Source organism: Pseudarcicella hirudinis (genome assembly GCF_900115665.1).
Lineage (GTDB): Bacteria > Bacteroidota > Bacteroidia > Cytophagales > Spirosomataceae > Pseudarcicella > Pseudarcicella hirudinis.
This window is the reverse complement of sequence record NZ_FOXH01000018.1, coordinates 23,333-37,910: the sequence shown is the minus strand read 5'-3', so window position 1 is coordinate 37,910 and position 14,578 is coordinate 23,333. Positions and strand designations below refer to the sequence as shown.

The 14,578-nt window shown below is 37.9% G+C and carries 16 protein-coding genes; 10 read left to right on the top strand and 6 right to left on the bottom strand.

Features of this window, described 5'->3' with window-relative positions; translation table 11 throughout:
• Positions 1–45: 45 nt before the first annotated feature.
• The 4 genes from BM179_RS22335 to BM179_RS22320 all read right to left on the bottom strand — a co-directional run bounded on the left by BM179_RS22335 (position 46) and on the right by BM179_RS22320 (position 4,827).
• Complete coding sequence (locus BM179_RS22335; RefSeq protein WP_092019399.1) at positions 46–486, bottom strand: Xre family toxin-antitoxin system antitoxin; 441 nt, start codon at positions 484–486, stop codon at positions 46–48.
• A gap of 227 nt (positions 487–713) precedes the next feature.
• Positions 714–2,549 carry a glutamine--fructose-6-phosphate transaminase (isomerizing) gene (gene glmS, locus BM179_RS22330; RefSeq protein WP_092019398.1) on the bottom strand — a complete coding sequence of 612 codons (1,836 nt, stop codon included), beginning with the start codon at positions 2,547–2,549 and terminating at the stop codon, positions 714–716.
• A 105-nt stretch (positions 2,550–2,654) separates the two neighbouring features.
• Positions 2,655–4,106, bottom strand: coding sequence for a DUF4270 family protein (locus tag BM179_RS22325; protein ID WP_092019397.1), 1,452 nt, complete (start codon positions 4,104–4,106; stop codon positions 2,655–2,657).
• Positions 4,018–4,827 carry a glycogen/starch synthase gene (locus BM179_RS22320; protein WP_092019396.1) on the bottom strand — a complete coding sequence of 270 codons (810 nt, stop codon included), beginning with the start codon at positions 4,825–4,827 and terminating at the stop codon, positions 4,018–4,020. Before BM179_RS22320 ends, BM179_RS22325 begins: the two co-directional genes overlap by 89 nt.
• Positions 4,828–5,056: 229 nt before the next feature.
• Between BM179_RS22320 and panC the strand changes: the two genes are divergently transcribed.
• From panC to BM179_RS22285, 7 genes are all read left to right on the top strand, one after another.
• Positions 5,057–5,893: a pantoate--beta-alanine ligase gene (panC, locus tag BM179_RS22315; RefSeq protein WP_092019395.1), complete on the top strand. Its 837-nt coding sequence runs from the start codon at positions 5,057–5,059 to the stop codon at positions 5,891–5,893.
• Between the two features lie 183 nt (positions 5,894–6,076).
• Entirely contained in the window at positions 6,077–6,427 is a 351-nt protein-coding gene (gene panD, locus BM179_RS22310; RefSeq protein WP_092019394.1) for an aspartate 1-decarboxylase, read from the top strand.
• Positions 6,428–6,621: 194 nt separating this feature from the next.
• Positions 6,622–7,611 carry a lysylphosphatidylglycerol synthase transmembrane domain-containing protein gene (locus tag BM179_RS22305; protein WP_092019393.1) on the top strand — a complete coding sequence of 330 codons (990 nt, stop codon included), beginning with the start codon at positions 6,622–6,624 and terminating at the stop codon, positions 7,609–7,611.
• Between the two features lie 79 nt (positions 7,612–7,690).
• Positions 7,691–8,167, top strand: a complete 477-nt coding sequence (gene rfaE2, locus BM179_RS22300) for a D-glycero-beta-D-manno-heptose 1-phosphate adenylyltransferase (RefSeq protein WP_092019392.1) — start codon at positions 7,691–7,693, stop codon at positions 8,165–8,167.
• Positions 8,168–8,234: 67 nt separating this feature from the next.
• Complete coding sequence (locus BM179_RS22295; RefSeq protein ID WP_092019391.1) at positions 8,235–8,927, top strand: zinc metallopeptidase; 693 nt, start codon at positions 8,235–8,237, stop codon at positions 8,925–8,927.
• Between the two features lie 45 nt (positions 8,928–8,972).
• Complete coding sequence (locus BM179_RS22290; protein ID WP_092019390.1) at positions 8,973–9,779, top strand: helix-turn-helix transcriptional regulator; 807 nt, start codon at positions 8,973–8,975, stop codon at positions 9,777–9,779.
• Positions 9,780–9,860: 81 nt separating this feature from the next.
• Positions 9,861–10,241: a VOC family protein gene (locus BM179_RS22285; RefSeq protein WP_092019389.1), complete on the top strand. Its 381-nt coding sequence runs from the start codon at positions 9,861–9,863 to the stop codon at positions 10,239–10,241.
• 77 nt (positions 10,242–10,318) lie between these two features.
• On the opposite strand, the gene BM179_RS22280 is transcribed toward BM179_RS22285, so the two are convergent.
• The gene (locus tag BM179_RS22280) at positions 10,319–12,043 is read right to left on the bottom strand and encodes an amino acid permease (RefSeq protein WP_092019388.1); all 1,725 of its coding nucleotides are present in this window, start codon (positions 12,041–12,043) and stop codon (positions 10,319–10,321) included.
• A gap of 208 nt (positions 12,044–12,251) precedes the next feature.
• Here BM179_RS22280 and BM179_RS22275 point away from each other — a divergent pair, with 208 nt between their 5' ends.
• Positions 12,252–13,274 carry a glycosyltransferase family 2 protein gene (locus BM179_RS22275; protein WP_092019387.1) on the top strand — a complete coding sequence of 341 codons (1,023 nt, stop codon included), beginning with the start codon at positions 12,252–12,254 and terminating at the stop codon, positions 13,272–13,274.
• Between the two features lie 33 nt (positions 13,275–13,307).
• On the opposite strand, the gene BM179_RS22270 is transcribed toward BM179_RS22275, so the two are convergent.
• Positions 13,308–13,529 carry a PspC domain-containing protein gene (locus BM179_RS22270; protein WP_092019386.1) on the bottom strand — a complete coding sequence of 74 codons (222 nt, stop codon included), beginning with the start codon at positions 13,527–13,529 and terminating at the stop codon, positions 13,308–13,310.
• Between the two features lie 340 nt (positions 13,530–13,869).
• Between BM179_RS22270 and BM179_RS22265 the strand changes: the two genes are divergently transcribed.
• Both BM179_RS22265 and BM179_RS22260 read left to right on the top strand, forming a co-directional pair.
• Positions 13,870–14,064 (top strand): cold-shock protein, encoded by a 195-nt coding sequence (locus BM179_RS22265; RefSeq protein ID WP_092019385.1) that lies wholly within the window; start codon positions 13,870–13,872, stop codon positions 14,062–14,064.
• Positions 14,065–14,263: 199 nt separating this feature from the next.
• Positions 14,264–14,458, top strand: coding sequence for a cold-shock protein (locus tag BM179_RS22260; protein ID WP_092019384.1), 195 nt, complete (start codon positions 14,264–14,266; stop codon positions 14,456–14,458).
• Positions 14,459–14,578: the final 120 nt, after the last annotated feature.

Genomic DNA, 14,578 nt, shown 5'->3' with positions numbered 1-14,578 from the left:
AAGAATCTGCATATTTGGATTTTCTAATATTATATACGAGCATTTCTATACATTTTCACCAAATTCAATCGCATTAAGTCTGTTATCAATGAATTTAATTCCAGAAATCGTTTCTAAAAAATCAACAGGAGCATGATTATCTAACAGATAATTCTTTTGGGACAACCATAACTCAAAATTTTCAACGTTATCAAATACTTCTATTCCGTGCTTGTAAAGCGATAAAATTAAAATTATATGCTCTTTGATATTATCTTTCAAAACCAATTTACTATTATTCTTATAATTTCTGAAAGTTCTTGGCGTTACATTTAGCCATTTGGATAAAGTGGTATCGTTCACTCCAATAACTATATCTAATATAGAAATGAATTCAGCATCTAATTTAGATTTAATAGTATAGAAATAAATATTCGAAAAATCTCCGACAGCAGGAATTTCTTCGATTATTCTTTTTTGTTCGTTATTCAAAGAGATCGTTGTCATTTCTTTTCTAAATTAATCTAATGTAAAATAAGGAATATTCTCCTGGAACATAACGAAATATTTCCAAAAACAGACATAACTTCCGCTCACATCTATAAGTAAGTAAATGCTGACGCAGAGTATATTGTCTTATCAGATCTACAATTTTTGATATGTGGATTCAAGTATAAATAGCATAAACTATTTTTTCCTAAAAGAACAAGAGTCTGCTTACTCTTCATCAATATTTACTCAACCGTTACAGATTTGGCAAGATTTCGTGGCTGATCCACATTACAACCACGCATTACGGCGATATAATAAGAAAGCAATTGCAGCGGAATCACAGAAACCAAAGGAATCAAGGCTTCATGCATTGCAGGAATCTCAATTGTGTAATCTGCCATTGTAGGAATTAACTTATCTCCTTCTGTAACAATAGCAATCACAATCCCTTTTCTGGCTTTTACCTCCTGAATATTTGATACTACTTTTTCATAAGAACTATCCTTGGTTGCGATAAATACGACAGGCATTTCGGCATCAATCAGGGCGATTGGGCCATGTTTCATTTCTGCTGCCGGATACCCTTCTGCATGGATGTAAGAAATTTCTTTCAATTTCAATGCTCCTTCGAGCGCTACCGGAAAATTGTAACCCCTTCCCAGATAGATGAAATTTCTGGCATCTTTAAATTTCTCTGCAATCTCTCTGATCTTCTCATCAGATTTCAGCACTTTCTCGATTTTGCTTGGAATCCGTTCCAGTTCAAACAATAATCTTCTAAAAGTATCTTCGTGAAGCGTTCCTTTTTTACTTGCAACAGCAATCGCCATCTGAGTCAGAACTGTTACCTGCGCAGTAAAGGCTTTCGTACTCGCTACTCCGATCTCAGGACCTGCGTGGGTGTAAGCTCCTGCATGAGATGCTCTTGGGATAGATGCTCCTACCACATTACAAACACCGAGAATCGTTGCTCCTTTGGATTTTGCCAATTCTATGGCCGCTAAGGTATCGGCAGTTTCTCCTGACTGTGAAATGGCAATTACAAAATCACCTTCTTTGATAATCGGATTTCTGTAACGGAATTCCGAAGCGTATTCCACTTCTACGTTAATTCTGGCTAATTCCTCAAAAATGTATTCCGCTACCAAACCTGCATGCCAGGAAGTTCCGCAGGCTACAATGACAATTCTTTTTGCTTTGGATAATTTTTCTGTATAATCTCTCAAACCTCCCAAAACCAGGTGTCCGCTGTCTGCATTTACTCTTCCTCTCAAACAATCTGCTACTGAACGCGGTTGTTCAAAGATTTCTTTCAGCATAAAATGATCATACCCTCCTTTCTCAATAGCTTCCAGCTCAAGTTCAACCGTTTGAATATAAGGCGATTGAAGAATATTATCCACATTTTTAACAGTCAGTTCTCCGTCACGAACTACCGCTAATTCAAAATCATTCAGATAAATTACCTCATTTGTATATTCAATAATCGGTGTGGCATCAGAAGCGAAGAAATATTCTCCGTCTCCTACTCCAATCACTAAAGGAGATCCTTTACGTGCAGCGATCAGCTGATTTGGTGTTCCTGCGTCCATAATCACAACCGCATAAGCACCGACAACTTCTTTCATGGCCAGTCGAACTGCCTCTTCCAGCAAACAACCTGTATTTTGCTGAATATCCTGAATAAAGTTTACAAAAACCTCTGTATCGGTATCACTTTGAAATACATAGCCCTTTTTAACAAGATTCTGCTTGATTGCACTGTAATTCTCAATAATACCATTATGAATAATAGCCAGGCTTCCACTGTTTGAAAAATGCGGGTGAGCATTCCGGTCATTAGGTTCTCCATGTGTTGCCCAGCGGGTATGCCCGATTCCGATATTGCTTTGAAGCGCTTCACCATCCAGTATTTCTTCTAAATCTTTAACTTTCCCTTTTTTCTTATAAATATTCAGTCCCTGATTCATTAAGGCAATTCCGGCGCTGTCATACCCTCTGTATTCCAAACGTTTAAGACCTTTCAAAATTAAAGGAGCAGCCTCCCGGTGCCCTACATAAGCAACTATTCCACACATAATTACTGGTGATTTAAAGAGTAAACTGTTTACTGGTATGTATCAAAAAATAAAGCGGAGTAACCGTAAAATCGTCACTCCGCTTCAAAAATATCACTAAATGAATTATTTATTTGTATATGTGTAATAAATTTTCAGTTTTGTCTTAGTGGCATCAAATGCTACTCTGGAAGTATTATCACCGAAAACTTTACTATTTCCCTTATCACTCAAAACAATCTGAGGAGTCAGCAATAAACCAGTATTAGGCCTTCTTCCGCTCAAAATATTTTGCAAAGCAGAAGTAATGTTGAAAGTAAAAGTCTTTCTTGTTACATCGTAAACTGCTGCCGAAGGCGATGTGGTACCTTCTGATCTGAGAAACAACAGCCCGTAGGTATCTTTTACAATTCTGTTGGAACTATTAGACTCAACCAGTGAGAATACACTTGGTATAGATAAATTAACAGGATTGCTTTTGGTTTCCAGAACAAGCTCGGCCTTATTAATGGCAACATTGTATTTATCCTTAAATCTCAGCAAACCAGGGAATTCCAATTTAGTAGTCAGTCCGACCCCACCCTGAAAATAGGCTTCGTTATTCGATAATTTTGAACTTAAAATATCTCCCGGTTTAACCAGACCTGCCAATGCACCTGATCTTTCTGCGGTGATATTATTGTATCTTGATAAAACCTCTTCGGTAACAGCTACTCCTGAAGAATTATAACCGGTGGTGACAGTAAGTCTGGCATAATAGTTCAAAATAGAAACTGCGGTATCTCCGGGGCTGTGATAATACAAACTCATTTTTGTGTAAGAAGGAGAAAAACCAAGGATCGCTCCTTCATCACTCTTCTTTCCTACTAAAGCGAGACCTTTAAAGTAAGATCTGAAAGCTGCTCCACCTGCTGCAATATCACTGCTGGAACGCTGATTCAACAACTCCTGGCCTAAAGCTCTGCTCATTGGAATACGCAGGGTATCAAACTTAATGGTATCCCCTGCGATATTACGATATTTAATCGGACGAGGCTTAAAAACCTTTGTTCCTACCGGCGTGCTTTCGTAAGCTGATGAACTGTTATTAAAATATCCGGTAAAATAATCTTTGGAATTTGACAAGGCATCCGTCAAACGGTGAACATTAAGTGTCTGAGATTTAGTGGTATCTCCCTGATATGTTCTGTAAACCAGATACATCACCAGCGAATCCATTACTGCATCAGTCTTAGCTTTCAGGGTATCAGCATTAGCAATCTGGAAGAAACTTGCAGAATGTATTTTCCCCAGAATAGGATCTGTATAATTCCCTACCAATAAATTATTACCCATATTGGTATAAACCGAATCGAGCAGCACTGTTGAAGAATTAACAGTAAGGGTATCCGTAAATTTCAGACCCAGTTCCTGGGCAATCAATTCTGAACCAATTTCTTTAGGATCTTCGCAGGAAGTTAGGGTTGTTAAACCCAAAAGCATTGCAAAACTATACGCCAGCCAGCCCTGTGTAGATGTTGTAAAAAGTGTCGATATCTTCTTCAGCAACAAATTCGATTTTTTTGTCTGATAATTCATTAATAAGGTTATTAAATTTATCGGTTAGTTCTTCCACGGACGTAATGACAGTATCGGCATATTCCATACCGATTTTAACAAAACCATCATAATCAGCACTTTCAAGACTTCCAAGCATATCATCTTCCACATCCATCATTTTTACTTTTTCGTACAATCCGTCAAAAGTAAATTTATGATTAAATGTGCTTTCATATACTGAAAATACCGACTTGGCATCTTTAAACATTGGATCATTCTTATAAGTCGTCTTCAGATACAATGGTATCAGAGAGGTCATCCAGTCGTTGCAATGAACGATGTCGGGTGACCAGCCTAATTTTTTAACCGTTTCCAAAGCTCCTTTGCAGAAAAAGATGGCTCGCTCGTCGTTATCGTCGTAGAATTTATCTTCTTTGTCAGTGAAAACGTATTTTCTCTGAAAATAGTCTTCATTGTCGATAAAATACACCTGCAATTTTGCCGATGGAATACTTGCAACCTTGATAGTCAACGGCTTATCATCATCCCCAACAGGAATTGTAATGCCGGAAAGTCTCACAACTTCGTGTAAACGATTCTTACGTTCGTTGATCAGACCAAACCTTGGAACCAAAATTCTGATTTCCATGCCCTTTTCCTGCATGGCTGTTGGAAGTTTTCTAACGAATTCGGCGACATGTGTTGTGGTAAGAAATGGGTCAACTTCACTGGCAACGTAAAGGATACGTAATTTTGACATTTGTGTCGTAGTTAGGGGCTTAATTCTAAAAAATTATGCAAAAATATAAAAAATTCCTCGAAATTCCACAATGTTCTGCGAGAGAATGTAATTTAGCGGTTTAGATTTCGGTAATCTGACATAAAATTTCCTGTTTTAAGACAGCTTTACTTTTCAGGCTTCTCTCTATAACAACATTTTTGTGCCGCAGGAAGACATTCCGGGTGCAGGTTTTTAAAAACTTTGATTAATGAATATTTTTCATGACATTAAATCGCTTCAGCTTTTTCTAAAATCTCAGCGATCGGCAGGAAACGCTATCGGACTTGTGCCAACCATGGGAGCTTTACATCAGGGACACCTTTCTCTGATCAGCGCTTCCAGACAAATGAATAACATTACGGTCTGCTCTGTTTTTGTAAACCCTACCCAATTTAATAATGCTCACGATCTGGCAGTTTATCCGCGAACACTGGAAGCCGATTGTCAGCTCCTGGAAAGTGCAGGCTGCGAAGTGGTTTTCGCACCTTCAGTGGAAGAGATGTATCCTCAGCTTCCTCACTTAAAATTTGACTTCGGTTCGCTGGAAACTGTCATGGAAGGTAAATTCAGACCTGGTCATTTCAACGGAGTGGGAATAGTCGTTTCTAAATTATTTCATATTGTTCAGCCGGACAATGCTTATTTCGGACAAAAAGACTTACAGCAATGTGCTGTGATTAACCGCCTGGTAAAAGACCTTAGTTTTTCTCTTGATTTACACATCTGTCCGACTCAGCGGGAAAAAGACGGGCTGGCAATGTCTTCCAGAAACCGGAATTTAAGCACTCAGGAAAGAGCTCTTGCTCCGCAGCTTTACAAAGCCTTAAAATCTGCCTCTGAAAAGCTCCGCACCGAGCCTTCAGCAAAAGTTAAAAACTGGGTTGAACAGTATCTGAAAACAACAGAAGGCATTGATCTGGAATACTTTGAGATTTCAGATTTCGAAACCCTTGAACCTTCTGAGGAACTTATCGAGGGGAAAACGGCTTTATGTATTGCAGCATTTCTGGGAAAAACTAGATTGATTGACAACCTGATTATTTAATCATTTCACTAAAAATATGCCCTGAAATAAGCGTGGTATTTTAAGTTTTACCATTGAAGACAATCGTTTTTCATGGGAAATAAGAACTCTGAAAACGATTATTGAATACGAATTATATAATTTTGCGGTTGAAAACATCAACAAGCAAGAATTTATTAAAATCCGAAATCTCAAATTTACAAAATGTTTATTCATGTCATGAAATCAAAACTTCACCGGGTGAGAATCACTCAGGCGGAGTTAAATTATGTTGGAAGTGTTACAATTGACGAAGATTTAATGGATGCGGCGGGGCTGATTGAAAATGAAAAAGTCCAGATCGTGAACAATAATAACGGGGAACGCTTCGAGACTTATGTCATTACAGGAGAAAGAGGTTCCGGAATAATCTGTCTGAACGGCGCTGCTGCCAGAAGAGCTCAGGTTGGAGACATTGCCATTATTATTGCCTATGGAATGATGACAGAAGAAGAAGCGAAAACGCACAAACCCAAACTTGTTTTTCCGGACCACAACAACAAACTGGTGGTTTGAGCAGCATAAAATCAACCTGTTAAATGGACACCGGATAAGCCTTCCGATGTCCATTTATTTTTGTAAGCACATATAAAAAACATATCTTGTGTCTTTATTTTATGACTTAAACCTGATATTCGTTCATTTTAACGCATGTGCTGTTTTTCAGCATTCCCCGATTCCTAACAATAAACCCTGAATTATCATTTCTGATGAAAAAAATCCTACAATATGCCATATCTCTTACAATTGCCGGAGGGCTTTTATGGTATGTTTTTAAAGATATTGACCTTTCTACAATGGTCGGACAATTTAAGAAAGCAAATTATTGGTGGATCGTTGTCTCTGGTTTTGCTGCTATTATTGCACACCTGAGCCGTGCTGTCCGATGGAAAATGCTGATGGAACCTCTGGGATATAATCCTTCTAATTTCCGGACCTTACTGGCGGTATTAATTGGTTACTTTGCCAACTTTATAATGCCCAGAATGGGAGAAGTCTCCAAATGCGGAAGTTTACAGAAAACGGATAATATTCCTTTTGAAAAATCGTTCGGAACTGTAGTGGCCGAGCGGATTTTTGACCTTGTCAGCCTTTTAGTTCTGCTGGCGTTGAATTTACTTTTAGAATTCGGTCGGCTGAAAGAGTTTTTTGTGGAGCAGTTTTCAGAAAAAATTCCTCTGGTAATCGGTATTTTGGTTGCTTTACCTTTACTTGGATTTGCCGGGGTTTATTTTTTCAAAAAATACCAGGATCGTCTTGTTCAGAAATCAGCTTTTTTGAAGAAAGTTATCCACTTTATGAACGGTTTACTGGACGGTTTGTTAAGTATTAAGAAACTGAAAAGTCCGGGATTATTTATTGCTTACACGGTTTTAATCTGGGTTGCCTATTATTTTTCGGCATACGTTTTATTCTTTTCTATTCCGGAAACATCTCATTTAGGTCCTTTGGCAGGCTTAACTGTGCTGGTAATCGGAAGTCTTGGAATGGCAGCTCCGGCACAAGGTGGTATCGGCCCTTTTCACTTTCTGGTAGGAAATATATTAGTCTTGTATGGTCTTACAAAAGAAGCCGGTATTACACTGGCAACTTTTATTCATGGTTCTCAAATGCTTCTTCTGTTATTTCTCGGAGCAATCAGTTTTCTGATAACCTTATTCCTGAAACCTAAAACTTCGGCAGAAACAGCGGTTAGTTAAGGCATTTTAAATAGATATTCTGTATTGAATTCTTATTTCCTGCTAAAGTGGGAGTTCAATCAATAATTCATTGGTTATTATGACTGAAAGTAAAATTTTAAACAAAGAACAAGCTGCAGAAAAAGTAGCTGAATGGCATGCTGAAGGCAAAAAAGTGGTATTTACCAACGGCTGTTTTGACATTGTTCATTTAGGACATATCGATTACCTCGAAAAAGCCAGAAACCTGGGTGATAAACTGGTATTGGGTTTAAATACTGACGCTTCAGTCAATCGCTTAAAAGGCAAAACCAGACCCGTAGTAAATGAGTATGCCCGCTCAAGAATGATGTCGGCTTTTGAGTTTATAGATACTGTCATTTTGTTCGATGAACCGACACCTTTACAGTTAATTGAAAGCTTAAATCCTGACATTTTGGTAAAAGGAGATGATTATTCCGTTGAAAACATCGTTGGTTCAGATTTTGTATTAGGAAATGGGGGAAAAGTTGAAACCATTCCGTTAGTACCGGGATATTCAACTACGGCAATGATCGAAAAAATCAAAAACCTTTAACATGAAACCCCTTCATGTTCATCAATAAAACAAAAAACACGAATTGTCTTCGTGTATAAATTAAGCCATGATAGGAATATATGCACTCACATTCCTTTTTGGAATTATTGGGATGTTCGTCAGCTGGCGATTAAAATCAAAATTCCAGGAATATTCACAAATCGGGCTGGTCAGCGGCCTTTCCGGACAAGAAATCGCGGAAAAAATGCTGAGAGATAATGGCATTTACGATGTCAGAGTAATTAGTGTGGAAGGTCAGTTAACAGACCATTATAATCCGGCTGATAAAACAGTTAATCTTAGCCAGGATGTATATTACGGACGAAATGCGGCAGCGGCGGCTGTAGCCTCTCATGAATGCGGCCACGCAGTACAACACGCCACTGCTTACACCATGCTTCAGTTCAGAAGTGCAATGGTTCCGGTTATGAGTATTTCGAATAACATTATGCCATTTTTATTAATGATCGGGATGATGGTGGTTTATTCTACCGGAAATGCAATGGTTTTGACAATTGGGGTCGCTCTTTTTGCAGTAGCGACATTCTTTAGTTTTATAACTTTACCTGTCGAATTTGATGCAAGTCGCAGGGCTTTAGCATGGATAGAAAGCAGCAGGGTAGTGAACAGTAATGAACTAGCATTGGCGAAAGATGCTCTTTGGTGGGCCGCAATGACTTACGTAGTGGCAGCATTGGGAATGCTTGCTCAGTTGCTTTATTATGTCAGCATTATTTCAGGCAGAAGAAGTAACGATTAACTTCTGAGTAAATAGTTTCCGGGAAAGTATTAAAACCATTTGCCCATGAAATATTATACCATTCAGCCATCCTCTGAACTTTCAGGATACGTGAGGTATTTCTGGGTGCTGGAATGTGATATTTCAAGGGATCAGCCCTATATTCATCGCTCAATGGCTGATGGATGTGCCGAACTCATCTTTCATTATCAGGGCAGGTTTGATGAACTTTTAATAAATGGTACGTCGGAAAAATCTTTTATTTCCGGGATTCACGGCCAGGCACAAAAACATAGCAGATTTACTATTAATGAAAGCTTTGGAATCTTTGGGGTTTATTTATATCCCTATGCACTTCCAAAGCTTTTTTCTATTCCTGCGGAAGAGTTCAGTAATCAAATGGTGGATATTGCTTCTCTTCTCGGCCAGAAAGGTAAAGACCTTGAGGAGCAGATAATGCTGGCCGGTGATAACAGTCAAAGAGTTAAAATTCTTTCAGCATTTCTGAAAAATCAACAAAATCTCTCTTCAAAATCTTCTCCTGAAATATTCTCTTCTATTGATTATATTATTCAAACCAAGGGTCTGATTAATGTAGAAGCACTTGCTGATCAATATACATGCTCTGTACGCCAGTTTGAGCGAAAATTCAAAGAATATTCGGGTTTTAGCCCGAAATTATATTCAAGAATCATCCGGTTCCAGGCTGCTCTCAGTGAATACGGAAACACAGGGCAATCTCTTACAGAAATTGCTTATGCCTGCGGATACTACGATCAATCACATTTTATTCATGATTTTAAGGAATTCTCCGGACATCATCCCAGACATTATTTTCTGAAAAACGGAGAAGGAACTGAGTGGAGAAATTAATAATGTCGGATTTTTCCAATTTTTACAGATTGAACACTTCTAATTTTGTCTGATCAGTTATCAATTTTAAACCTCAATAAAATGGAAATTGCACAAGGACATCAGGCAGTTATGCCCTATCTAATGGTTGAAAATGCCAGAAAATTCACAGAATTTTGCCAGAAGGTTTTCAACGCCCAGCTAACATTCAGCAGATTACGTGAAGATAATATCACGGTCATGCATTCTGAAATCCAGATTAGCGGGTGTACTATTATGTTTTGTGATGCCACAGATCAATGGAAAGTTGAAACCTCAAATCTGTTTATCTATGTAGAAGATGCTAATGAGACTTTTCAAAAGGCTATTGAGGCCGGTGCTGCAATTGTTTCTGAAATTGCCAATCAGGACTATGGCAGAAGCGGGGGCGTAAAAGATCCTTTTGGAAATGTATGGTGGATCACTTCAATTCTGAAGAAATAAGAAGAGGCATTTATAAAAAAGGGAAGAAAAGATCTGATGTTAAAATGGATCCTTTCTCCCTTGTTCTTTTAATATTTTCAGCTATTTACAGCCAGTTTACTTTTGCGGTAGCTATATCCGAAATAAATCGCAAATCCAACGGCACACCAGATAATAAAACGCTGCCAGTTAGTCGTTCCCATCTGGGTCATCAGGTAAAGATTAACAATCAATCCCAGCACAGGAATAAGCGACAGGCTTCTGGTATAACTCCAGAATGAGATTAATGCCCAGATTATCAGAAAACACAGCATCAGAAATGCATTTCCAAAATCCTCTCCTCCGGAAATATTTGCAAAAAACCAATCATAAGAACCAGCACTAAAGATTTTCAAGAAAACCATCACGATTATCAAAAGACCTCCGGTAATAAAACGGGCATTGATATATGGGATTTTAAACTTGGATTTCGCCTGATTTTCAGGATCAAGATCAAGTACCAGAACCCCTCCGCAAACCAGCAGGAAGGCAAATAATGTTCCGATACTACTCAGATTTATCACTTCTTCGAGGTTAGCAAATAAGGCTGGGATACCTACTAAAACCCCGGTCATAATTGTAGCAAAAGAAGGCGTCTTATACTTCTTATGCACTCTGGCAAAAGCCTGAGGCAAAAGGCCGTCTCTCGCCATTGTCATCCAGATTCTCGGCTGACCAAGCTGATAAACCAGCAGGGCACTTGTTAAAGCAATTACAGCACTTGCGGCAACAATTCCTGCTACCCCGTTGAGTCCTACCATATGAAACATAAATGCCAGCGGATCTTCAACGCCTGTCAGATGATGAGAAGGTACAATTCCGGTAAGTACTAAAGTAACCAGAACATAGAGCGTTGTGCAGATAATCAGTGCATACATCATCGCCCTTGGAATATCCCTCTGGGGGTTTTTGCATTCTTCAGCAGTTGTTGAGACAGAGTCAAATCCAATATAAGCGAAACAAACCGCTGCAACACTTTTTAACACTCCCGATATTCCGTTTGGTGCAAAAGGAGACCAGTTATCTACTTTTACATAAAAAGCGCCCACTCCTACTACTAAAGCAATTACAAGTAATTTAAGTACCACCAGAATGTTATTGGTATTTTTAGATTCCTTGATACCGATATAAACCAGATAGGTAATTAAAACGGTGATTATCAAAGCAGGTAAATTGGCAATAAAATGTATGCCAAACAGCTGAGGAGCCGTTTCCCAGGCAGTAAAGCCGTCTCTGAGATTGACGGATAATGATTCAAATGTTTTTCCCTCAGCAACTGCTTCTGAAGCCATTTTATGATAACGGGCTGCTGAAAGGTAATCCATTGTGATATAATCCGGAACATGAACGCCTAGTCCTTCGAGGAGATCGACAAAATATTTTGACCATGAAATAGCTACTGCCACATTGGAAATCGCATATTCCAATAATAAATTCCATCCTAAAATCCAGGCTATGATTTCACCGAAACTTGTATAGGCATAGGTATAGGCGCTTCCGCTGATCGGAACGGTAGCCGCAAAACGTGCATAGCAAAATGCCGTGAACATACAGGAAACAGCTGTGAAAACAAATAATAAGGATACTGCCGGACCTCCGTTTGCAGAAGCCTGACCAATCGCAGAAAATATACTCGCCCCGATTATCGCTGCAATCCCCAAAAAAGTGAGATCTCGGACATTCAGATTTTTAACTAGCCCATGACTATCACTAATTTCATTCGTGTGAATATCCTTCAGGATTTGATCAATTGATTTTTTTCGAAAAAAAGACGAGTTACTCATACGTTGCAGCGCAAATTCAGCGTTTTGCGATCTTGGGGTTTAAGTGTTGTGAAGTTAATTGTTTTAATGCCTCAAAACATCAGAATGAGATTTACGGCATCGGGGCTTATCTAAGAAACCAGCAATACTTTTCTTTCAAAAGGAATTATTTCTTTTATAAGTTAACACAAAAATTACAAAAATCTCATCAATTACCTAATTTTGTGGCATGCAAACAGCCATAGTCATCCTGAATTACAATGGTAAAAGTTTTTTGGAAAAATTTTTACCCTCAGTAGTCAGACATTCTGTAAATATCCCTGTTTATGTTGCAGACAATGCATCAACCGATGATTCGGTCCTTTTTCTGCAAAATCAATATCCTGACATTCACCTGATTACACTTCCTGTAAACTTTGGTTATGCCGGAGGATACAATGAGGCTCTGGCACAAATTCAGGCAAAATATTACATTTTATTAAATTCAGATGTTGAAGTGACAGCCAACTGGATTAATCCTGTTATTCAGTTGATGGAAACGAATCCGGATATTGCAGCCTGTCAGCCTAAAATCAGATCATTTCATCAAAAAGCCGATTTTGAATATGCCGGCGCTGCCGGAGGTTTTCTTGATTATCTGGGTTATCCCTTCTGCCGGGGCAGAATATTTGATACCCTTGAAGAAGATAAAGGACAATACAATGACAACCTGGAAATTTTCTGGGCAACCGGAGCCTGTCTGTTCATTAAATCAGAAATTTTTCATGAAACGGGTGGCTTTGATGCAGACTTCTTTGCTCATATGGAAGAAATCGACCTTTGCTGGCGCATAAAATCTGAGGGGTATAAAATATTTGTCTGTGGCGATTCAGAAGTCTATCATGTAGGTGGCGGTACGCTTCACAAATCTAACCCAAGGAAGACATTTCTGAATTTCAGAAACGGGTTAGCAATGCTCTACAAAAATCATCCTTCTGAAAAACTTTTCATTCATATTTTCACCAGATTGATTTTAGATGGATTAGCAGGTGTAAAATTTATCTTATCCGGAAATTTTGCCGATTGTTTTGTCATCATTAAAGCTCACTTTAATTTTTATTTCAATTTGGGCAAATGGACGGCTAAAAGAAGAAAAATCAAACAGGGGAAGAATTTACAGGGGATATACAAAAGCTCAATTGTTCTTGCTTATTTCATGAAAGGGAAAAAACTATTCTCAGATCTAAGTAAAGAAATCTACTCAAACGTATAGCTGAATGAATAAAATCGTTCCGAATTTAATTTCCTAGAACTCCCAAACCGTCGGATTATTTCTCTGGCGAAGGTATTTTCGGATATTCATCCAAAAAGCGAGTATCAGATAAATGATAATGGGAGATCCCATCGTAATGAAGGAGATATAAATAAAATACAATCTTATACTGCCTGTGGAAATCTTAAACTTCTCCCCCAAGCGAGTACAGACGCCAAAAACCTGATTCTCAACAAAGTATTTAAGTCTGAGCATAAATTAGTGTTGCTGGATTGAACAGTAAAGTTACTAATTTTAGATCGTTTACAAATATAATGACCGCTTAAAATACAATTAAATCCGTTTTAAAGTGATAAAATAGATTTAATGCTAAAAATTATGGATTTTCTTGAAAACTTTTTCTTAACAAATGTTTGGATTTAAACTTTTATTCTTACATTTGGTACATAATCAACCAAAATAACTTGCTTCATTTCAAGTAATTACCTACCAGAGAGTTTATTAGATATTAAATAACTACTCATTAAGTACTGGAATAAGTTAAGTTTGTAATCAGATAGTTATTTAGTTTTTTATAAATTTCGTTCTTTTTTTTATGCAAACAGGTACAGTAAAATTCTTTATTGAGAGTAAAGGTTTTGGTTTTATTGTTGATGATTCGACTAACCAGGAAGTCTTTGTTCACGTGACGGGTTTGGGAGGAGTACAAATTCGTCAAAATGATAAAGTTTCATTTGAAACTATTGAGGGCAAGAAAGGCTTAAACGCCATTAATGTCAAAAAAATATAATTTTTTGCGATTTTATCCCGATTTATCGTCCCAGGCACGTATAAGAAGTTTGGGATTTTTTTGTGTCCGGATAATCAATCCATTCAAAGGAAATATATAATTTTCTTTGGTATTCCTGCCATAAATATTCTATGGGAAAGGATTGTTCCGGTCTGCGTTTTAGTGCATTTTTATTTTTTAACAATTATATTTTTTTTTTATGCAAACTGGTAAAGTAAAATTTTTCAATGAGACCAAAGGTTTTGGATTTATCATTGATGACGAATCAAACGAAGAAATCTTCGTACACGTAACAGGTTTAGCTGGCGTAACGATTCGTGAAAACGACAGCGTTTCTTTCGAAGTAACTGAAGGAAAACGTGGTGCGAATGCAATCAACGTAAGAAAAATCTAATTTTTCGACACGCTGACACGGGATTAGAGAAAATATCCTTAGCATAATTCAGACAATCTCGTGACGAGAACAATACTGAAGAAGGACTAAGTAATTTATAACTCTATTAGATTAGAAGTC

Excerpts from the sequence above, each read along its gene's own strand:
- BM179_RS22305 (WP_092019393.1), top strand. The coding sequence starts at position 6,622 with ATGAAAAAAATCCTACAATATGCCATATCTCTTACAATTGCCGGAGGG.
- BM179_RS22260 (WP_092019384.1), top strand. The coding sequence starts at position 14,264 with ATGCAAACTGGTAAAGTAAAATTTTTCAATGAGACCAAAGGTTTTGGA.
- panD (WP_092019394.1), top strand. The coding sequence starts at position 6,077 with ATGTTTATTCATGTCATGAAATCAAAACTTCACCGGGTGAGAATCACT.
- BM179_RS22335 (WP_092019399.1), bottom strand. The coding sequence starts at position 486 with ATGACAACGATCTCTTTGAATAACGAACAAAAAAGAATAATCGAAGAA.
- BM179_RS22290 (WP_092019390.1), top strand. The coding sequence starts at position 8,973 with ATGAAATATTATACCATTCAGCCATCCTCTGAACTTTCAGGATACGTG.
- BM179_RS22280 (WP_092019388.1), bottom strand. The coding sequence starts at position 12,043 with ATGAGTAACTCGTCTTTTTTTCGAAAAAAATCAATTGATCAAATCCTG.
- BM179_RS22295 (WP_092019391.1), top strand. The coding sequence starts at position 8,235 with ATGATAGGAATATATGCACTCACATTCCTTTTTGGAATTATTGGGATG.
- panC (WP_092019395.1), top strand. The coding sequence starts at position 5,057 with ATGAATATTTTTCATGACATTAAATCGCTTCAGCTTTTTCTAAAATCT.
- BM179_RS22325 (WP_092019397.1), bottom strand. The coding sequence starts at position 4,106 with ATGAATTATCAGACAAAAAAATCGAATTTGTTGCTGAAGAAGATATCG.
- BM179_RS22265 (WP_092019385.1), top strand. The coding sequence starts at position 13,870 with ATGCAAACAGGTACAGTAAAATTCTTTATTGAGAGTAAAGGTTTTGGT.
- glmS (WP_092019398.1), bottom strand. The coding sequence starts at position 2,549 with ATGTGTGGAATAGTTGCTTATGTAGGGCACCGGGAGGCTGCTCCTTTA.
- BM179_RS22285 (WP_092019389.1), top strand. The coding sequence starts at position 9,861 with ATGGAAATTGCACAAGGACATCAGGCAGTTATGCCCTATCTAATGGTT.
- BM179_RS22320 (WP_092019396.1), bottom strand. The coding sequence starts at position 4,827 with ATGTCAAAATTACGTATCCTTTACGTTGCCAGTGAAGTTGACCCATTT.
- rfaE2 (WP_092019392.1), top strand. The coding sequence starts at position 7,691 with ATGACTGAAAGTAAAATTTTAAACAAAGAACAAGCTGCAGAAAAAGTA.
- BM179_RS22270 (WP_092019386.1), bottom strand. The coding sequence starts at position 13,529 with ATGCTCAGACTTAAATACTTTGTTGAGAATCAGGTTTTTGGCGTCTGT.
- BM179_RS22275 (WP_092019387.1), top strand. The coding sequence starts at position 12,252 with ATGCAAACAGCCATAGTCATCCTGAATTACAATGGTAAAAGTTTTTTG.